This is a genomic window from Synechococcus sp. OH20 (assembly GCF_047502685.1).
Taxonomy (GTDB): Bacteria; Cyanobacteriota; Cyanobacteriia; order Thermostichales; family Thermostichaceae; genus Thermostichus.
Genome location: NZ_JANSIQ010000014.1, coordinates 37,054 through 55,245, shown reverse-complemented (window position 1 = coordinate 55,245; position 18,192 = coordinate 37,054). Strand labels below are relative to the sequence as shown.

Below are 18,192 nucleotides of genomic sequence, written 5' to 3'. Positions count from 1 at the left end.
CAGAGGGTGCTATCCATCCCCACCCGGGTGGGGAATTCCGCACCTTACGTTAAACACACAAATTGGCCAACCTGACCCGACCCAGACATCAATCAAACCGTTGCGGCCTCAACCCCGGCAGAGACGGAGTCCTTGTTGCCAGATATCTGCTTGCCTGCCGGGGCCTTTGGCTAGCGCTTGCAGAGCCGGTATACCGGCAAGGTGAAATGAAAGCTGCTGCCTTTGCCCAGGACAGATTCCACCCAAATCTGGCCATAGTGGGCGCGCACAATCCGCCGGCAGAGGGAAAGGCCGATGCCATAGCCCTCCTGCTGTTGATCCCGGGACAGACGAACGGAATCGGAGAAGATGCTCTCCTGGTCGGCTTCCGGGATCCCGGGGCCGGTATCGCTGACGGTCACCTGCACCTTTTGGCTGGTGCGATGGAGGACATCGAGGCGGATGGATCCCTCGGCAGGGGTGTACTTGATGGCGTTATCCAGCAGGTTGAACAGAACTTGGCGGATCTTGTCGGGATCCACATGAACAGAAGGCAGATCGACGGGAATATCCGCTTGAAACTGCAGCCGCTTGGCTTGCATGCGCGGCTGTAGCTCTTCGATCACCGGCTGACACAGGCTGGGCAACTGGGTTTCTACGGCTCGAATCCTCAGCTCCGAGGCGGCGCCCCGGGCTGACTCGAGAATATCGGTGATCATGCTGTCCATCTTGCGCAGTTGCTGGCGGGCGTGGTCGAACAACTGCCGCTCCAGCGCTTTGTCCAGGGATCCCTCGCGCCCCTGCTGGAGGGTTTCGACCGCCAGAGCCGTGGCCGTCAGGGGGCTGCGCAAATCGTGTACCAACATGGCCAGAACGCGGTCTTTGAAGTCCAACTGCTCCTGCAATTGGGCCCGTTCCTGCCGCAGCAAAAACACCTCTTCCGACATTTGCAACAGCGCCTCGGTGGTCGGGGGAGGGGTGGGATCCTGTCCTGCACCTTCTTGTTGGGAGGCCAAGGCCGCCTGGCCCTGCCAACGGGGCCACCACACTTCCAACTGTGTTGCCAAGTCGGCCCCCGCCAAGACCTGAGCGGGCAGAGGTTCGGCCTTGACCAGAGCTGGAGTCGCCACCAACTTGTAATGCTCCGCCAGGTAGGGGTGCTCCTCCAGCAGCACCACTTTTAGTTGGGCAGGGTATTGGCCGGGTAACCCCTGGATGTGCTGAAGCAGATGCTTCTCAAGTTCAGCAACGACGGCTCGACTCTTGGCAAACAACAGCAGGCGAATGACAGAACGAGCGGAGGTGAGATCTGGCGAAGTCTGCATAGGCCGAAATCCAAAAGGCCAGAGGTTGGCGTTTCAGCAGCCGGGATTGCCATCTGCTCGAGCTGGGGGATCCACTGCTGCTTGTTCTTTCCTAACACTTAACCTTGGGGAAAAGCTGAAAAGGAACAGCGAACGTAGCGAGAGACCCCCAGAGTGCACCTTTTCCGCCCAACTGACAACCGTGGAACTCAGTGAAACAGGTAGGCCAACCCCACCAGCAGGGCCACCAACCCCACCGCTGTCAGGGTGAAGTGAAGCAGAGAGGTCCTGCCTTTGCGCACCATGTTGCGCATGGCCAGGCGGGTATAGCTCGGGGGGGATCCCTGCTGCTCCGCAACGCTTGCGCGAATGCCGGTCGAAGAAGAATCTGCAGAAGAAGGCTGCGCCATCCGAATGACCAGAGCAATAACTTAACCCTGTCTCCAGGCTAGCTCAATCTGCCTGCCAGACATCGGCATCGTTTTGGGGTAACCTGCCGATTGCAGCGAAGCGATGGCTGTTGGGCGGGGATCTTCCGGTGCCAAAATAACGACAGCATCCCCCTCCTTGGCGCTTATGTTGCAGGTTCAGCATCTTTCCTACCATCCGGCAGCCGTTTCCCAGCCGATTCTCAAGGATCTCTCCTTTGAGCTGGGCCCGAACCAGTTGGGGCTGATCGTGGGCAAAAGTGGGGCCGGCAAGAGCACCCTGCTGGAAATCTTGGCCGGCTTGGCGCGGCCCACCCAGGGACGGATTGCCTGGGGCGGGACGGAGCTCTCCCTCAACCAGTTGCGCAGCCTGGCGGGGTTGGTGTTTCAGTTCCCGGAGCGGCACTTTTGTGGCTTGACGGTGCTGGAGGAAATGCGCTTCGGCCACCCGGAACTGCAGCAAAAGGAGATCGAGAATGTCCTCCAGCAGGTGGGATTGGCAGGGATCCCTCTGCACACCTTCCCCAACCACCTCAGCGGCGGGCAACAGCGGCGCTTGGCCCTGGCGGTGCAGCTCATTCGCGGCCCGTTTCTGCTGCTGCTGGACGAGCCGACGGCGGGGCTGGATTGGTCCGTGCGGCGGCAGTTGATCGAGCTGTTGGCCCGGCTGAAATCCACCTGGACGGTGTTGGTGGTTTCCCACGACCCGGAGGAGCTGTCCTCTATTGCCGATGTGCAGTGGACGTTGCAGGCGGGATCCCTACAGCCGGTGCCGGCAGAGGCGCTGCTTCACAAGTAGCGGCGCGGATCCACCGGTTGGCCGTTGACCCGCACTTCAAAGTGAACATGAGGCCCGGTGGAGAGGCCGGTGGAGCCAGAAGCGGCAATGGCCTGCCCCCGCTGTACCTGCTGGCCCACCCCGACGGCGACGCGGCTGTTGTGGGCATAGAGGGTGGTGATGCCGCCGCCGTGGTTCACAATCACCGTGTAGCCGTAGCCGCCGTACCAACCGGCGTAGATGACCGTGCCCCGGTCTGATGCCCGAACTGGCGTGCCGGTGGGCACACCGAAGTCGATCCCCGCATGAAAGCGGCGGCTGCGATAGAGGGGGTGAACCCGCCAGCCGAAGCCACTGGTGATCGGCCCGCGCACCGGTGGGATCAACCGGCCCGTCCCCTGAACCGGATCCCCACCCCCTCGCTGCTGAGCCTGCTGGGCGATCAGTTGCTGGATGAGGACGGTCAACTGTTGAGAATCGGCTTCCAAACGCCGTTGGGCTGCTTCATAGGCAGCGCGCTCGTTGGCCAGGCGGCCCACCAGTTGCTCTTGGGCGGCAGCCTGCTGCTGCAGTTGGTTTTTCTGGGCGGCCAGCTCCTGCAAAATCAAAGAAATCTCGTTGCGCTGCATCTCCAGAGCAACGCGCTGCTGCTCCACCTCCTCAGCCATCGCCTGCAGCTCCCGGATCAACTGCCGGTCGGCCTCGATCAGCAATTGCAACTGGTGGCGGCGATCGAAAAACTCGTTCAGGTCGCGGCTGGTGAGCAGCAAAGCCCACCAATGTTCTGCCCCCTGCCGCTGCATGTAGCGCAAGCGGGCGGCCGTGCCCTGCTGCTGCCGCCTCAGGCGGTCTTGCAGCTCCTGGAGCTCTTGCTGCGCTTGCTCTAGGGCCTTCTGGGCCTGTTCCAGACGATATTGGTTGTCGCGCAGGCTGGCTTCGGTTTGGCGAATGTTTTGGCGCAGGGATCCCATGCGGCGGCGGGCCTCTTCTTCGGCCTGGCGCACTTCTCCGAGGCGGCGCTGAGTGCTCTGGATTTGTTGCTGGATCTGCTGCTGGCGCTGCTGCAGTTGGTTAACATTCTGCGCCTGAGACGGGGCCATTTCCCACAGCAGCAGACAGAGGGCGAGCAATCCGAACACCATCCACCCTTTCAGCCTGTGTGCCACACGACTCAGACTTGTCACTCCCCACACCCTCTGCAACAGACCTACCGACCCTAAGGATACAAAGATTTGCCAGGATCTGACCGAGCCCAACTGGATTGTTGCCCCCCGGTCTCGCTACTCCAAATGGCGATGGGCTGGCCGCCCGCCTATCGGCAAAACTTCAGGCTAAAAATAGTAAAAATAATACGAGAATGACAAAAATTGACCCAAGAGCCATCTCATACAAACGGGACACCATGCGCCACTTGCGAGTCTGGGGGGCTTCTTCCTCCTCTCTGCCCAGTTCAATATTGGCTAGAGAGACAACAAGGCCACAGATGGCTGACAAAAGGAGGAACCAGCGACGCCACGAAAGAATGGGAAAAGCAAACGCTCCAACCAGTGCTGTAAACGCACAAACAGTTGCTCCCATAAACACCAGCTTTGCCCGTTCTCTGTTCATCTGTTAACCTTCTCCCAAAAGGGGATTTTTACAATTTATTCTTGTTTTGCCGACAAGCCGGTTTTGTTATTTCTGGATTCTAAGCGCCATTCTCCCCTCACCGACCGCCAGCGGTACGACGCCGGCTGCCCCACATCCCTGTTGGGTTTCGTGGTCTGGGCCTGAGGGCAAAGTTTAGGTGCGGTTTGGCAATGGAAGTCGCTGCGGGCGTGAGCAACATGAGGTGGATTGGTCTGGCCCAACCCCACGGTTGGCGTAGCGTGCCATGGGGAATGCCAGAGCGCAGGACTGAGAGCTCCCCGAACCCCTTAAAAGCTAAATTGAGAGTTAAGGGTGAGTTGCCACGCAAGCTAAGATCGGCAAATCCTGTCTATCGATAGAGGATCCGCGTCGGCCATGATGACCGTAATGGAGTTTTTCGCCCTCAGTGCTGGGGAGTGGATGTGCCAGCGCACCAGCCATCACTTGGCTTTTCGCCGCTCTGAGGGAGGGAGGTCGAAAGTCCAGATTGCCACGCTTGCGCCAACCGATCCAGCCGTCATCCGGGTTTGTGAGCTGTTCAAGGTGGATCCGCAGCGAGCTGTGGGAGCAGCGCGGGTGCGGTGGGATGGCGAGCAGGAGTGGGACAACGAAGAGTACAAAGGCGATGTGGTGCTGGTTCCCATCCCCGATGAGGTCGATCCCATGCGCGGGCAATTGCTGCGGGATCAGGGCTATGCCGAAAAAATACCGGTGGCCGGTACCTATGTGATGGGATCTGACGGCGCCCTCACCCTCTACACCGAATATGAGATGACCGAGTCAGAGGAGCGCATCTGGTTTGCCAGCCCGAACCTGCGCCTGCGGGCCAGCACCGTCAAGCGCTTTGGTGGCTTTAGCATGGCTTCTTTCTGCTCTGAGGTGCGCAAACTTTCGGCCAGCCCTTCCCCCCTCTCGGCCATGGCCGAGTCCCGCTCTCCCTAGGCGTGTGCTGACCAGAAAGCTCGCCGGCGCCGGATCCCTGGCTGAAAGTTGCCTGCTTTTGGGTCTGGGGAGAGCCTCAGCCGGCAAGGGATGGGCTAAAACCTCTGTTGGTGGGTTATTTGTAGACGGAAAACCCCGGCTGTGGCGGATCTAAGCGATTTTATCCAGGGTATTGAGCAGCTTATCGAGCTAGCCCAGAAACTGGACGAGAAAAGAAACACGGGGGAGCTGCGAACCGAGGTGCGCATCCAGGCCCGTCCTTTGGGCAGCTCTATCCCCCCTTCCGGCTCCATCCCCCGTCGCCGCAGCAGCGCCCAGACGGGGGATCCCTCCTGGAGCAGCGAGCCTCAGGTGATGTCCACAGCAAGCTGGCGCGAACAGCCCAAGGCCGCTCCTTCGCCTGATTTGGCCGCTGACCGCCTCAGCGGGACGGAATCCGGCCCAGGGCCGCGCCTCAGGGATGTGGGGGGGCTGAGGGAACAGCTCCAAGCTTTGCGGGAAATGGTCGAGATCCCCCTCAAGCGGCCCGATCTGCTGGCCAAGCTGGGACTGGATCCGCCCCGTGGCGTGCTGTTGGTGGGAGCCCCAGGCACCGGCAAGACTCTGACTGCCCGCGCCCTGGCCGAGAGCCTGGGGGTGAACTACATTGCCGTTGTCGGCCCGGAACTGATCGGCAAGTATTACGGGGAGGCGGAGGCGCGCCTGCGGCAGCTATTTGAGAAGGCGGCTAAGTCTGCCCCCTGTCTGGTGTTCATCGACGAAATCGATGCTCTTGTCCCCAACCGCGCCACCGTCGAGGGGGAGGTGGAAAAACGCCTGGTGGCTCAAATGCTGGGGCTGATGGACGGCTTTGTGGCTCAAAAAGGTGTTGTGGTGCTGGCGGCCACCAACCGGCCTGAGGCCCTGGATCCGGCCCTGCGGCGACCGGGGCGCTTTGACCGGGAGATCATCTTTAAGGTGCCGGATCGGGAGGGGCGGCGGGAGATCCTGGCCATCCATACCCGCGGCATGCCGCTGGCGGAGGATGTGGATTTGGACAGCCTGGCGGATCAGACGCTGGGCTTTGTGGGGGCGGATCTGCGCGGCCTGTGCCAGGCGGCCGCCTATGCAGCTTTGCGGCGTCAGGTGCCGGATTTGGGATCCCCTGTCCCTGAGTCGCTGACGGTTTCGGCGGCGGACTTTCAGCAGGCTCTGCAACAGGTAAAGCCGGCGGTGTTGCGCTCGGTGGAAATTGAGTCGCCCCAGGTGAGCTGGGATCAGATCGGCGGCCTGGAGCACGCCAAGCAGATTTTGCAGGAGGCCATCGAGGGATCCCTGCTGCACCCGGAGCTGTACGAGCAGGCCCAGGCCCAGGCCCCCAAAGGGATCCTCCTCAGCGGGCCCCCCGGCACCGGCAAGACGCTGCTGGCCAAGGCCATCGCCTCCCAGGCCAAGGCCAATTTCATCGCCGTCTCCGGCCCGGAGCTGCTCAGCAAATGGGTGGGATCCTCCGAGCAGGCGGTGCGGGAACTCTTTGCCCGCGCCCGCCAGTGTGCCCCTTGCGTCATCTTCATCGATGAGATCGACACCCTCGCTCCCGCGCGAGGCAGTTACTCCGGCGATAGTGGCGTCAGCGACCGTGTCCTGGGGCAACTCCTGGCCGAACTGGACGGGATCCGCCCCAGCCAGGGGGTGCTGGTGGTGGCGGCCACCAATCGCAAAGCCAGTTTGGATCCCGCCCTCACCCGTGCCGGACGGCTGGAGCTGCACCTGAGTGTGGAGCTGCCGGATCGCGCCGGGCGGTGGGAAATCTTATCTGTACATAACCGCAAGCGTCCCCTGGGGCCGGATGTGGATTTACAGGGGTGGGCCGAGCAGACCCAAGGTTGGAGCGGTGCCGATCTGGCTCTATTGAGCAACCGTGCCGCCATTGCCGCCATCCGCCGCCACCGCGCCACTGCCGAGACGGTGGATGCCAAAACCCTGGTCATCTGCCAGGAAGACTTTGCCCAGGCCTTTGCCGAGCTACAGCAGCAGCGGCAGGCCGGCTAGAAGACAGGGATCGCTTGCCATTCCGGCCGCTGGTGGGCGTGGGCCGCCTCGCCGCAGGTGCGGGGAGTGGGAAAGATCTTGTCGGGGTTGGCGATGTGCTGCGGGTCAAATACCTGCCGCACCCACTGCATGCTCTCCAAATCCGTGGGCGTAAACATCTCCGACATGTAGCAGCGTTTCTCCGCCCCGATGCCGTGCTCGCCAGAAAGGCTACCCCCCAGGCGCACACAGAGTTTGAGAATCTCGCCCCCCAGTTTCTCCACCTGCTCCAGGGATCCCGGCACCGACTCGTCATAGAGGATCAGCGGATGGAGATTGCCGTCGCCGGCATGGAACACATTGGCCACCGGGTAGCCGTATTCGCGGCTGAGGCGCTCGATTTCTTTGAGGACATAGGCTAGCTGGCTGCGGGGGATCACCCCATCCTGGACGTAGTAGTTGGGGCTGAGCTTGCCCATTGCAGCAAAGGCCGCCTTGCGCCCCTTCCACAGCCGCGCCCGCTCTTCTGGGCCGGCTGCCACTTGCACCTGGCGGGCCCCGTTTTTGAGGCACAGCGCCCTCACCTGTTGGCCGGCTTCCTCCACCTCCAGCTCCAGCCCGTCCACCTCCACCAGCAAGATGGCCGCCGCATCCCGCGGGTAGCAGCCCAACTGCACCACATCCTCGACGGCGTTGATGCTGAAGTTGTCCATGATCTCCAGGCCGGCGGGGATGATCCCGGCAGCGATAATGTCAGAGACGGCGGATCCCGCTGCTTCTACACTGTCGAAGTCCGCCAGCAAAACCTGAACCTGGGCCGGGGTTTTCAGCAGGCGCAGGGTAATCTCGGTAGCGATGCCCAGGGTGCCCTCGGAACCGACAAACAGACCTACCCAGTCGTAGCCGGGCATCTCCGGGATCTTGCCCCCCCAGCGCACCACTTCCCCATCCGGCAGCACCACCGTCAAGCCGAGGATGTGGTTGGCTGTTACCCCGTACTTGAGGCAGTGGACGCCGCCGGAGTTTTCCGCCACATTGCCGCCGATGGAGCAAACCGACTGGCTAGAGGGATCCGGCGCATAAAAATAGCCCTGGTCGGCCACCGCTTGGGTAATCCAGGCGTTGATCACCCCCGGCTGCACCACCATGCAGCGGTTGTCTAGGTCAATCTCCAGGATCTGTTTCATCAGGGTGGTGGCAATGACGACGCTATTTTCCAGGGGTAGCGCCCCTCCCGAAAGGCCAGTGCCGGATCCCCGCGCCACAAAGGGCACCTGGTAGCGGCTGCACAGCTTCACCACCTGCGCCACCTCTTCTGTGGTGCGCGGCAACACCACCAAAGCCGGCCTTTGCCGGTAGCTGGTCAGCCCGTCACACTCGTAAACCAACAGCTCCTCCGGCTTGCTGATCACTCGCCGGGGATCGAGAATTTTTTTGAGCTCAGCCGTCAGCTTGATCCAGTCGAAGGTGAGGCCAGCTTGCAGAGGATGGGAAGCGCGGACAACCATAGAGCATTGGCGAGAAATGTGCTTAGGGGAGATATCGTCACTATAGTCTGGATAGTCTGGCCGGAGAGCCTATGCAGTCCCGCAGCGCCGAACAGATTCTCAAACAAGTGCGGCAGCTCTACGACCTCTACCCCTTCCCGCCACAGCCCATCGGCACCGTTCCCCCGCCGGGGTGGAACTGGCGCTGGAGCTGGCCCCAGGCCTATGCCTTTTGCACAGGTGCTCATCCAGGCCGCCGCCCAGTGCGCATCCTGGACGCCGGCTGCGGCTCTGGGGTGGGGACGGAGTATATCGCCCACCAAAACCCCAACGCCGAAATCTGGGCTTTTGACCTGAGCAGCCGCGCCCTGGAGATTGCCGAGGCCCGCTGCCGGGCTTCCCAGGCACCACCGGTGCACTTTCGCCAGCTCAACGTTTACGACATTGACCAACTGCCGGGGCAGTTCGACTTCATCAACTGCGTAGGCATGCTCCACCACCTCCCGGATCCGGTGGCGGGGCTGCAGGCTCTGGCAAACAAGCTGGCTCCCGGCGGGATCCTGCACCTATTTGTGTACGGCGAGCTGGGCCGCCACGAGATCCGCCTGATGCAGAAGGCCATCCGCCTCTTGGTCACTGGCTCAGAGCATCAGCCGCTAGCTTCCGCAGAACACCTACAGCAAGGGCTCCAGGTGGGCCGCCGCCTTTTCCAGATTTTGCCAGACAGCAACCGCATCCAGCAGCAGGAACGCGCCCGCTGGGCCATCGAAAACGTGGACGACGAATGCTTTGCCGATATGTACCTGCACCCGCAGGAAGTGGACTACACCATCGAGACGCTGTTTGAGCTAATTCAGGCTTCAGGGCTGCAGTTTTTGCGCTTTTCCAACCCAGAGTTCTGGCGGCTGGAGCGGGTGTTGGGCAAAGATGAAACCCTACTGGCCCAGGCAGCCCAACTGCCGGAGCCGGAGCGCTACCGCCTAATCGAGCTGTTGGATCCGGTGGTGGCCCACTACGAGCTCTTTCTCGGCAAGCCCCCTATTCGCCGCTGGGAATGGACCCATCCAGAGGATGTGGCCGCGGCAGTTGCCCACCTCAGCCCCTGCCTGGGCCTGTGGCCGGGGCGGAGCCTCTTCAACTACGCCTATGAGGCCATCTCCCTCAGCGAGGAAGCCTTCGCCTTCCTGCAGCAGGTGGACGGGATCCGCACCGTCCAAGCCCTTCAAGAAAGCCTAGACTCTCCCCTGAGCTGGCCGCAGTTGCAGCAGTTGCTGCGCTGGCAAGTGTTACTTTTGGAGCCGCAAGGGAACAGTTTTTGAGGGCTCTTGGCGGCTTTGAGACAGGAAGAGGCCATTGCGGCATTTGCTTTCTTGGTCTTCCCTAGCTTATGCTAGGAGACTGTGACCTTTCCCCTGGCCATTTCTGGGGTTATTGCCATGCCCAAAATCAAAACTCGCAAGGCAGCCGCCAAGCGCTTTCGCCTCACCGGCAGCGGCAAGTTCATGCGTCGCCGGGCCGGGCACAACCACTTGCTTGAGCACAAAACCACCAACCGCAAACGCAAATTGGCCGGCGTGGCCCTGGTGGATGAACGGGATCTGGCCAACGTGCGCCTGATGCTGCCCAACACCCACTAGGTGGGATCCCGTTGCGCCGCTTCCTCCACTCCCTCAGCCTAGGGTGAGCCGATCGCCACGGCAGGCCAAAGGTCTCAAGGCTTGTTCGCCCTTGTATCCATCTGTCTGCATTGAGTTACCGCCATGAGAGTCAAACGGGGCAATGTTGCCCGCAAGCGTCGCAAGAAGATCCTCAAGCTGGCCAAAGGCTTTCGCGGAGCCGGCTCTAAGCTGTTCCGCACCGCCAACCAGCAGGTGATGAAGGCCCTGCGCAGTGCCTACCGGGATCGCCGCCGCAAGAAGCGAGATTTTCGCCGCCTCTGGATTGCCCGCATCAATGCCGCCACCCGCGCCCAGGGCCTGCGCTACAGCGAGTTCATCGACGGCCTCAAAAAAGCCAATATCCAGCTCAATCGCAAAATGTTGGCCCGCTTGGCTTTCCTGGATCCCGAAGCCTTCACCCAAGTGGTGGCTGCGGCCCGCCAGTCCCGCACCGCCTGAAGGGGATGGGATCTCGGTCTCCGTTGGCCTCGGCGATCCAGAGGTCTTGCTGGGCGGCCAGCCTGGCCTTAGTTTGCCTAGGGATCCCTGCCGCTGCCCGTCCCTGGTCAGAGATTGTTCGTTCGGGTCAGTTGCGAGTTGCAGTCAAAGACAACCTGAAGCCGTTGGGGTTTCGCGATGCCGAAGGCAAGCTGCAGGGGTTTGAGATTGACCTAGCCCGCGAGCTGGGATCCCGGCTGCTGGGATCCCCGGCGGCGGTGGAGCTGGTGCCAGTGGCCAATGTGGAGCGGCTACAGGTGCTGACTGCAGGGGAAGTGGATCTGGCCATCGCTCAGATCGGCATCACACCGGATCGGGCGCGCCAGGTGGAGTTCACCTCGGCCTACTACCCGGATGGCCCCAGCCTGGTTGTGGCCCGTTCCCAAAACTGGACGAGCTGGTCAGAGCTGCGCGGCGCGCGGATTGCCGTCCTGCGCGGATCGGCCGCCATTCCCCACCTCCAGCGCTACCTCCCAGGGGTTGAGTTGGTGGCGGTGGATTCCTACCAGGAAGGGGCAGAATTGCTCCTAAAAGGGGCGGTGCAGGCCTGGGCAGCGGATCGCTCGGTGCTGGCGGGGTGGCTGGCGGAGCACCCCCAGTTTCAGTTTCTGGGATCCCCGTTGGCGACGGTGGGGCTGGCCATTGCCCTGCCCAAGGGGCTGGAGCATGCTGAATTGCGGCTGCGGGTGCGCCGAGAACTGGAGAACCTGCGCGCCGAGGGCTGGCTGGCGGAGCAGGCCAGAGCTTGGGGCCTGCCCTAGGCCAGTTACAGACACCCTTCACAGCCCTGGGCTTCCAACTCTCCCCTCCTTTTGGGAGAGAAGCTGAAAGTGATGGTCTCAGCGGCACAGAGCGCTTGAGCGTTGTCTTGTTGGCAATGGCAAGGGCTCCGCGCCCACCAGACGCCGTTTGCAGTTAGCCAGCAGGGGTTGCGAGCCAAGGGATCCAGCCGGCTACTCTTCCTCCGGCAATTCAGGGGGAGGCTCCTGCCACTGCGGGTCGTCCAAGATGGCTTTCTTGGTTTCTTTGAGCTGTTTCCAGAGCTGTTTGATCTGCCGATAGGCTTCCTCCGGGGTGATCTTGCCCCCCGTTTCCAGGCCACAGATCAAAGACACCCTGTTGCTGAATTCTTGTAAATTGGCATCGAAAACCAAATTCTGGGGTCTCACCTCGCCCCAGTAGGGATAGCGAGGCGAAATAAACTCATCTTTGTTGGGGGGTAGGTTTGACTCTGTCACGGCACAACCAAGATAAAAGGGCTATTAAAACCGGAAGATTGGGAGGAGAACTCTACTGAGCTCTAATCCAGAGAAGAATCTATAGAAGAGATTATGGACGCTTTTTCTTGACCGGTTTGGGAACTTTGGCCGGATCCCGCGGCGGATAAAGTTGATCTGAAATAGACTGCTGACCTGAAGACGAGGGAAGAGAGCCCTTCTTAACTTTGGGGCGGGGCGTTGAGTGCTTCAGGCGGGGGCGCGGCGGCGCTTTGAGCACAGGGCCGATGGGAGTTCCCGCCTCCACGTAGAGCAGGGATCCGCGGCGACGCACCTGTAGATCCCAGAAATTGCCTACCTCCTTGCCCGGCAGGGAGCCGATCAGGCGCAATTTGAAGGCTTGGGGCTTGGGAGCTATTCGGGTAGGCGGGACGGGATCCTTGCTCCGCTGAGAAGAAGGGCTGGCAGAGGTTTTTTTGCCCGATTGGCGAATTTTGACGATGATAAACCCTTTCTCCTGGGACTGAAAAACAACCTCGCCCCGAATGGAAAACCAATCCGGCACCACCGCCGGACGGGAGCCCTCAGGGAGCGTCTGCCCCATTTCTTCGGGGGCCCACACCCCCATCAGCTGCACGTGCAGATCTTCGCTCTTGTCGCGGGTGCGAGGATAGACCACCCACAGGTAGTTGCGGTCTGGCTGTAGGTGCTTACGTACCAGACTCATCACCCGGCCCAGCAATACGGCATTCAGCTCCAAGCCATCTGAGGTACGTAAGACCCCGCGGGTAAAGTGCCCAGGGGAAGGAATGTACTGTCCCTCGATGAGGCCAATCGCCCGGTATTGCATCTTCTCCCCAGGCGGCGGGATGGGTTCCAAACAGACTCGCTCTCTTTCCGCCGCTTTCGTCGTCGCCAAAGTAGCAGTGGTACCGACAACAGGCTGCAAAGACTCCGTCCCGCTACCGCGAGCAGAGCCAGCGGTTGACACCGAATCCTCAGCTTTTCCCGGCAGGGAGGAGGCCCTGGCCTCGCCAGTTGAGCTGGGTCTGGGGGGCCGCACAGATCGAAAGGGAGGTTTTAGCTCTGAGGACATTGTGACGGTTCCGTTGCAATCGATCCAGAAGGTTAACTTAAGTGCTCAAGAAGGGGCAGTGATGCTCGTCTGGCAGCGCAAGACATTTGCTGTTGCAAAAACAGGCCCTACTTCTGCCCTCGACCCAAGACCTGCCCAACACACCACCCAGCCTAACAACGCTTTTCCTGGTTCGTCTCAGTTGGCCAACCCACATTCCCTCGCGTCGGAGGCGTCTGTCGGCCAAAAGAACGGCTGTTGTTGTCACCAGCGTAGCTGAAGATAATAGCAACTGCTCCAGGAAAAGGAAAAGCAATATAGTCGTTGCAAGCAAAATTAAGACGCTTCGCCCCCTCTCCCCTTGTGGGAGAGGGGAGCTAGAGCTCAACCAGCAAGCTGTTCCATGGCTGTTTGCCATAACTCTATCTGCTGAGCAGAGCTCTTGCCTGGCCTCGCCCAGTGCCCTACTTAACGTGTCTGGCTTTCCAAGCCAGAGAAATCGATTTAACCATCCCCAGATCGCTCCCCTATCCTTTGTTCGGATCGGCATCTACCCACACCTGGGGAGTAAAACTGCCATGTAGGCCATAGGGAATGTGGTGCCGCAACGGGATCCGCGCCACCGGGCCGGCAACCAGGTCTGAGGCATCCAGGATCACCACCTGAGAGCGCTGGCTGGCCGCATCAAAAACCACCGTCACGATCCACCCCGCCTCTTCTGCTGGGTTCTCCGGATCCGGGATGAACACCGGCTCTCCCACAAAGCCGCGCGGGGCAAAGCTGTACTGCTGCGTGCGGCCTGTGGCGGTATCCAACTTGAGAATGGCCTGTAGGGGAGCATTGGGGCCAGGCGCATGGGTGGCTCCAATGTAGATGTAGCGGTGGGATCCCCCCATTTGAGCTGGGTGGATGGCCGGAAACTCCACCGAGCGATCCAGCAGCAGTTCCCGCCTCACACTGCCCGCCTTGGGATCCAGCTCAAACCGCCACAGCTTGCCGGCTGGCACCTGGGCAAAGTCGATCTGCAGGTAGTCGGCATCTGGCTCCAGGGCAGGATAGTTCTCATAGAGGACGGCATCCACCACCACCTGCTCCCCGACTTCGTAGCCGTTGACAAAATGGAACACAAACCCCGGCTCTGTTTCCAGTTGCAGGGGCTCGCCCTCTTGGGGAAAGAGCCAGATGCGGGTCGGTTCTCCGGGCTTCAAGGTCAGACAGGTGCCCGCCGGCCGCCAGCCCAACACAAACGGCAAGGGGTTGAAGGCCACCGGATTTTGGAAAAAGATGCGGTAGCGGGGTGTCCAGACAAAATCGTGCAGGAAGGCAAAGCCCGGCAGGCGGTAGTCCCGCTGTTCCAGCAAGCGCCCGCGCGCATCCAGACGGTACAGCAACAAGGTGGAGTTGAGGGCAGCTCGCACCCCGAAGGCGATGAGATCTCCCGTGTGGGGATCCCGCCGGGGATGGGCGGTAAAAGGCTGGCTGGCGGAGATCCCGCCGGCAAATGTTTCGATCCCCTCCGTGGCCAAGGTGGCCGGGTTCAGGCGGTAGGGGGCGCTGGCCTCCCACAGCGCCAGCAGCTTGTCGCCCAGGCAGAGGACGTTGGTGTTGGCGGGGTTCTTCCATTTCAGATCCAAAAAATTGGCCCACCAGCCTCCCGGCTTCTGGGTGCCAAACACGCCGCGGTAGAGCACCCGGCCCGCCTTCTCCTCTGCCTCAAACTCAGGGGTGCGCACAAACCGGTTGCGAAAATGAACCTTCCCCGCCACAAAGGTGATGGCACAGATCATGCCGTCGCCGTCAAAAGGATGGCCGTAGCGCTGGGATCCCGCCTCCAGCTTGCCGGGGCCATTGCGAAATAGGGTTCCCCGCAGCCGCTCCGGGATCCGCCCCTCGATCTCCGTAATCCAATAGTCGTACTCCTGGCGCAAAGAGCGATAGCCCAACTGCCAGTCGGTGCTGCTGTAGGAGAGAGAAGCGATACTGACCATGGGAGATCGGCAAGCAACGCCTTCTATTGTTGCTTAAACTTTTGTAAAGTTACCAGTTTTTCTGGGTCAGCCTCGCTTGGGATCCCCAGGCTGAAGTTGCCCCAACTGGACTATGGTAGGAAATGCCCCAGAAGCGCCTGACAGGATAAACAGCACCCATGTTTGATGCCCTCTCCGAGAAGTTGGAATTGGCCTGGAGAAAGCTGCGCGGCCAGGACAAAATCACCGAAACCAACATTCAGGAAGCTCTGCGGGAGGTGCGGCGCGCCCTTCTGGATGCGGATGTCAATCTGCAGGTGGTGAAGCAGTTTATCGAGGATGTGCGGGAAGCTGCCCTGGGCTCCGAGGTGATCCTGGGGGTGACGCCGGATCAGCAGTTCATCAAGATCGTCCATGACGAGCTGGTCAAGGTGATGGGAGAGGCCAACGTGCCCATCGCCCAAGCGGAGCAGCCCCCCACCATTGTGCTCATGGCCGGCCTGCAGGGATCCGGCAAAACCACCACCTGCGCCAAGCTGGCTTTGTATTTGCGCAAGCAGGGCAAAAAGTCCCTCCTGGTGGCCGGAGACATCTACCGTCCGGCGGCTATCGACCAGCTCAAAACTCTGGGCCAGCAAATTCAGATCCCCGTTTTCGATCTGGGCAAGACGGATCCCGTGGAGATCGCCCGGCAGGGGGTAGCAGCCGCGCGGGAACAGGGCTACGACTATGTAATTTTAGATACTGCCGGTCGCCTGCAGATCGACCTGGAGATGATGGCTGAGCTGGAGCGGATCAAGGCGGCGGTGCAGCCGCACGAGATCTTGCTGGTGGTGGACGCCATGATCGGCCAAGAGGCGGCCAGCCTTACCCAAGCCTTCCATGAGCGCCTGGGCATCACCGGCGCCATCCTCACCAAGCTGGATGGGGATACTCGTGGCGGGGCGGCCCTCTCCATTCGCCAAGTTTCCGGCCAGCCGATCAAGTTCGTCGGTGTCGGCGAAAAAGTGGAAGCGCTGGATCCCTTTTACCCAGATCGCATGGCCTCGCGCATTTTGGGTATGGGGGATATCCTCAGCTTGGTGGAAAAAGCCCAAGAAGAGATCGACCTGGGCGATGCCGCCAGCATGGCGGAGAAGATGATGACCGCCCAGTTTGATTTCACCGATTTCCTCAAGCAGATGCGCCTGATCAAACGCATGGGATCCCTGGCGGGGCTGCTGCGGCTGATGCCGGGGATGGGCAAAATCAGCGAGGAACAATTGCAAAAGGGGCAAGACCAACTGGCCCGCGCCGAGGCCATGATCAACTCCATGACGCCCGAAGAGCGCCGCAATCCCGACCTGTTGGCCCGCAGTGTCAGCCGCAAACGACGGGTGGCCCGTGGATCTGGCCATAAGCTGGAGGATGTCAGCCGACTGGTGAGCGATTTCCAGCGCATGCGCGACATGATGCGCAACATGGGCATGGGCGGTGGTTTTCCCGGGTGGGGGGGCGGGCGCACCCCTCTTCCCGGCGGGGATCCCAGTTGGCGCGGACGTTCGACAGCCCCTCCTGCCCGGCCACAGCCCAGCCGCAAACCGGGCAAAGGTGGAGGCAAAAAAGGGGGCAGTAACCGCGGCTTTGGGGGCAAGTAAAATAAGACATGCCCTTCCACGTTGTTTTGGTTGCCCCAGAGATCCCGGCCAACACGGGAAACATCGCCCGCACCTGTGCAGCCACCGATACCCCTCTCCATCTGGTAGATCCTTTGGGGTTTCGCCTCTCGGATCGCTATCTCAAGCGGGCGGGGCTGGACTACTGGCAGCACGTCCAGCTCTATCGCTACCCCTCCTGGTCGGCTTTGCTGCAGGCCCATCCTGAGGCTCGTTTCTGGTGCTTTAGCGTGCGCGGCCAGGCCCTCTACACCGAGGTGTCCTATCAGCCGGGAGATTGGCTGGTGTTCGGCAGCGAAAGCCGGGGGTTGGATCCCGTGTTCTTGGAAACCTATCCCAGCGTGCGCATCCCGCTGCGGGGGCCGGTGCGCAGCCTCAACCTCAGCAATGCCGTAGCCATCGCCCTTTTTGAGGCATTACGTCAACAGGGATCCCTGACAAAGGCATGAGGGGTCGGGCCGATCCTGTTATGATCAGAGCTTCTCTCCGTCAGGAAGATGTGTGCTTTGCAGTATCTGCGTCCCGATTTGCTTCATCTCAAGCCCTACGACGCCGTGCCCACCCCAGCTGCCGACAAGCTGGACGCCAATGAGTTTCCCCTCGATTGGCCGGAAGGGTTCAAGCAAAAGCTCTCGCTGCTCTGGGAAAAAGGGATCCCGAGCAACCGCTACCCCGATGCCCAGCACCGGGGCCTCAAGCAGGCCATTGCCGCCTATGCCGGAGCCGATCCTGACCAAATCAGCCTGGGCAATGGGTCAGATGAACTGATCCGTTCGCTGCTCATCGCCACCTGTGTGGGCGGGCGGGGCGGCATTTTGGTTGCCGAGCCCACCTTCTCCATGTACGCCATCCTGGCCCAGAGCCTGGGGATCCCGGTGGTGCGGGTGCCGCGCCATGCCGAGACCTTTGCCCTGGATCTGGAGCGGTGTCAACAGGCCGTAGTGGAGCAGCGGGTGCGGGTGGTGTGTTTGGTGGATCCCAATTCGCCCACCGGCAACGGCCTGAGCATTGCCGAGTGGGCCTGGGTGGAAGGGTTGCCCGCCGAGATTTTGGTGATCCTCGATGAGGCCTATTTCGAGTTCAGCCAACACACGGCCCTGCCCAAGCTGGCGGAGCACCCCAACTGGGTTATCTTGCGCACCTTCTCCAAAGCCTTTCGCCTGGCGGCCCACCGGGTGGGCTATGCCATCGGCCACCCGCAGCTCGTCCGGGTGCTGGATGCCATCCGCCTGCCCTACAATCTCTCGGCCATCTCCCAGTGGGCCGTTCAGATCGCCCTGGAACATGCCGAGGAGTTTTTGGCCGACCTACCCCTTATCCGTCAGGAGCGGGAAGCCCTCTACCAAGCCCTGCAGGAGCTGCCGGGGGTGCGGGTGTGGCCTAGCCAGGCCAATTTTCTCTACTTCCGGGTGGCAGGATGGGATCCCCAAGATTTACAACGGGCCTGGCAAGAGCTGGGAACTTGCGTGCGCTGTACCGGCGGCGGGCTGCGCCTGACGGTGGGCACCCCCGCAGAAAACCGACGCGCCCTGGAGCGCCTGCGGCAGCTCTTGCCATAGCTCTAA

Annotated in this window: 18 protein-coding genes; 10 read left to right on the top strand and 8 right to left on the bottom strand. The window is 61.2% G+C overall.

What is annotated here, in order from left to right; translation table 11 throughout:
• Positions 1-170: 170 nt before the first annotated feature.
• Both NW826_RS03925 and NW826_RS03920 read right to left on the bottom strand, forming a co-directional pair.
• On the bottom strand, positions 171-1,304 hold the full coding sequence (locus NW826_RS03925; protein ID WP_414335981.1) for a histidine kinase: 1,134 nt from the start codon (positions 1,302-1,304) through the stop codon (positions 171-173).
• A 188-nt stretch (positions 1,305-1,492) separates the two neighbouring features.
• Positions 1,493-1,693: a DUF3285 domain-containing protein gene (locus NW826_RS03920; protein WP_414335979.1), complete on the bottom strand. Its 201-nt coding sequence runs from the start codon at positions 1,691-1,693 to the stop codon at positions 1,493-1,495.
• Between the two features lie 166 nt (positions 1,694-1,859).
• On the opposite strand from NW826_RS03920, the gene NW826_RS03915 reads away from it, so the two are divergent.
• The gene (locus tag NW826_RS03915; RefSeq protein WP_414335977.1) at positions 1,860-2,510 is read left to right on the top strand and encodes an ABC transporter ATP-binding protein; all 651 of its coding nucleotides are present in this window, start codon (positions 1,860-1,862) and stop codon (positions 2,508-2,510) included.
• Here the strand turns inward: NW826_RS03915 and NW826_RS03910 are convergent.
• Together NW826_RS03910 and NW826_RS03905 are read right to left on the bottom strand one after the other, a co-directional pair.
• Entirely contained in the window at positions 2,501-3,631 is a 1,131-nt protein-coding gene (locus NW826_RS03910; RefSeq protein WP_414335975.1) for a murein hydrolase activator EnvC family protein, read from the bottom strand. The two genes, NW826_RS03915 and NW826_RS03910, sit on opposite strands and share 10 nt — an antisense overlap.
• Positions 3,632-3,815: 184 nt before the next feature.
• Complete coding sequence (locus NW826_RS03905) at positions 3,816-4,097, bottom strand: hypothetical protein (protein WP_414335973.1); 282 nt, start codon at positions 4,095-4,097, stop codon at positions 3,816-3,818.
• Between the two features lie 399 nt (positions 4,098-4,496).
• On the opposite strand from NW826_RS03905, the gene NW826_RS03900 reads away from it, so the two are divergent.
• Entirely contained in the window at positions 4,497-5,060 is a 564-nt protein-coding gene (locus NW826_RS03900; RefSeq protein ID WP_414337170.1) for a phycobiliprotein lyase, read from the top strand.
• A gap of 141 nt (positions 5,061-5,201) precedes the next feature.
• A complete protein-coding gene (locus NW826_RS03895; protein WP_414509489.1) occupies positions 5,202-7,091 on the top strand; it encodes an AAA family ATPase in 1,890 nt (629 codons plus the stop codon).
• Here NW826_RS03895 and glcD read toward each other — a convergent pair.
• A complete protein-coding gene (gene glcD / locus NW826_RS03890; protein WP_414509488.1) occupies positions 7,088-8,578 on the bottom strand; it encodes a glycolate oxidase subunit GlcD in 1,491 nt (496 codons plus the stop codon). The genes NW826_RS03895 and glcD overlap by 4 nt on opposite strands.
• Positions 8,579-8,649: 71 nt before the next feature.
• Here glcD and NW826_RS03885 point away from each other — a divergent pair, with 71 nt between their 5' ends.
• The 4 genes from NW826_RS03885 (at position 8,650) to NW826_RS03870 (ending at position 11,474) form a co-directional block, all read left to right on the top strand.
• Complete coding sequence (locus tag NW826_RS03885) at positions 8,650-9,876, top strand: class I SAM-dependent methyltransferase (protein WP_414509487.1); 1,227 nt, start codon at positions 8,650-8,652, stop codon at positions 9,874-9,876.
• Between the two features lie 117 nt (positions 9,877-9,993).
• Positions 9,994-10,194, top strand: coding sequence for a 50S ribosomal protein L35 (rpmI, locus tag NW826_RS03880; RefSeq protein ID WP_414333811.1), 201 nt, complete (start codon positions 9,994-9,996; stop codon positions 10,192-10,194).
• Between the two features lie 123 nt (positions 10,195-10,317).
• Positions 10,318-10,674, top strand: coding sequence for a 50S ribosomal protein L20 (gene rplT / locus NW826_RS03875; protein ID WP_414333801.1), 357 nt, complete (start codon positions 10,318-10,320; stop codon positions 10,672-10,674).
• Between the two features lie 5 nt (positions 10,675-10,679).
• Positions 10,680-11,474, top strand: coding sequence for a transporter substrate-binding domain-containing protein (locus tag NW826_RS03870; protein WP_414509486.1), 795 nt, complete (start codon positions 10,680-10,682; stop codon positions 11,472-11,474).
• A gap of 192 nt (positions 11,475-11,666) precedes the next feature.
• Here NW826_RS03870 and NW826_RS03865 read toward each other — a convergent pair whose 3' ends face one another.
• From NW826_RS03865 to NW826_RS03855, 3 genes are all read right to left on the bottom strand, one after another.
• On the bottom strand, positions 11,667-11,951 hold the full coding sequence (locus NW826_RS03865; RefSeq protein WP_414333797.1) for a hypothetical protein: 285 nt from the start codon (positions 11,949-11,951) through the stop codon (positions 11,667-11,669).
• Between the two features lie 91 nt (positions 11,952-12,042).
• Entirely contained in the window at positions 12,043-12,780 is a 738-nt protein-coding gene (locus NW826_RS03860; protein ID WP_414333795.1) for a hypothetical protein, read from the bottom strand.
• A gap of 752 nt (positions 12,781-13,532) precedes the next feature.
• Positions 13,533-14,993, bottom strand: coding sequence for a carotenoid oxygenase family protein (locus NW826_RS03855; RefSeq protein ID WP_414509485.1), 1,461 nt, complete (start codon positions 14,991-14,993; stop codon positions 13,533-13,535).
• A gap of 158 nt (positions 14,994-15,151) precedes the next feature.
• Between NW826_RS03855 and ffh the strand changes: the two genes are divergently transcribed.
• Genes ffh through NW826_RS03840 form a run of 3 tightly spaced genes read left to right on the top strand, consistent with a single transcriptional unit; the run spans position 15,152 to position 18,186 of the window.
• The gene (ffh, locus tag NW826_RS03850; RefSeq protein ID WP_414333791.1) at positions 15,152-16,609 is read left to right on the top strand and encodes a signal recognition particle protein; all 1,458 of its coding nucleotides are present in this window, start codon (positions 15,152-15,154) and stop codon (positions 16,607-16,609) included.
• An 8-nt stretch (positions 16,610-16,617) separates the two neighbouring features.
• Positions 16,618-17,076 (top strand): tRNA (cytidine(34)-2'-O)-methyltransferase, encoded by a 459-nt coding sequence (locus NW826_RS03845; RefSeq protein ID WP_414333789.1) that lies wholly within the window; start codon positions 16,618-16,620, stop codon positions 17,074-17,076.
• Between the two features lie 48 nt (positions 17,077-17,124).
• Entirely contained in the window at positions 17,125-18,186 is a 1,062-nt protein-coding gene (locus tag NW826_RS03840; RefSeq protein ID WP_414509484.1) for a histidinol-phosphate transaminase, read from the top strand.
• The last annotated feature ends 6 nt before the right edge of the window (positions 18,187-18,192 follow it).

What these genes read in the sequence shown, in the direction of transcription:
- NW826_RS03925 (WP_414335981.1), bottom strand. Translation starts at nt 1,304, where the DNA reads ATGCAGACTTCGCCAGATCTCACCTCCGCTCGTTCTGTCATTCGCCTG.
- NW826_RS03920 (WP_414335979.1), bottom strand. Translation starts at nt 1,693, where the DNA reads ATGGCGCAGCCTTCTTCTGCAGATTCTTCTTCGACCGGCATTCGCGCA.
- NW826_RS03915 (WP_414335977.1), top strand. Translation starts at nt 1,860, where the DNA reads ATGTTGCAGGTTCAGCATCTTTCCTACCATCCGGCAGCCGTTTCCCAG.
- NW826_RS03910 (WP_414335975.1), bottom strand. Translation starts at nt 3,631, where the DNA reads ATGGTGTTCGGATTGCTCGCCCTCTGTCTGCTGCTGTGGGAAATGGCC.
- NW826_RS03905 (WP_414335973.1), bottom strand. Translation starts at nt 4,097, where the DNA reads ATGAACAGAGAACGGGCAAAGCTGGTGTTTATGGGAGCAACTGTTTGT.
- NW826_RS03900 (WP_414337170.1), top strand. Translation starts at nt 4,497, where the DNA reads ATGACCGTAATGGAGTTTTTCGCCCTCAGTGCTGGGGAGTGGATGTGC.
- glcD (WP_414509488.1), bottom strand. Translation starts at nt 8,578, where the DNA reads ATGGTTGTCCGCGCTTCCCATCCTCTGCAAGCTGGCCTCACCTTCGAC.
- NW826_RS03885 (WP_414509487.1), top strand. Translation starts at nt 8,650, where the DNA reads ATGCAGTCCCGCAGCGCCGAACAGATTCTCAAACAAGTGCGGCAGCTC.
- rpmI (WP_414333811.1), top strand. Translation starts at nt 9,994, where the DNA reads ATGCCCAAAATCAAAACTCGCAAGGCAGCCGCCAAGCGCTTTCGCCTC.
- rplT (WP_414333801.1), top strand. Translation starts at nt 10,318, where the DNA reads ATGAGAGTCAAACGGGGCAATGTTGCCCGCAAGCGTCGCAAGAAGATC.
- NW826_RS03870 (WP_414509486.1), top strand. Translation starts at nt 10,680, where the DNA reads ATGGGATCTCGGTCTCCGTTGGCCTCGGCGATCCAGAGGTCTTGCTGG.
- NW826_RS03860 (WP_414333795.1), bottom strand. Translation starts at nt 12,780, where the DNA reads ATGCAATACCGGGCGATTGGCCTCATCGAGGGACAGTACATTCCTTCC.
- NW826_RS03855 (WP_414509485.1), bottom strand. Translation starts at nt 14,993, where the DNA reads ATGGTCAGTATCGCTTCTCTCTCCTACAGCAGCACCGACTGGCAGTTG.
- ffh (WP_414333791.1), top strand. Translation starts at nt 15,152, where the DNA reads ATGTTTGATGCCCTCTCCGAGAAGTTGGAATTGGCCTGGAGAAAGCTG.
- NW826_RS03845 (WP_414333789.1), top strand. Translation starts at nt 16,618, where the DNA reads ATGCCCTTCCACGTTGTTTTGGTTGCCCCAGAGATCCCGGCCAACACG.
- NW826_RS03840 (WP_414509484.1), top strand. Translation starts at nt 17,125, where the DNA reads ATGTGTGCTTTGCAGTATCTGCGTCCCGATTTGCTTCATCTCAAGCCC.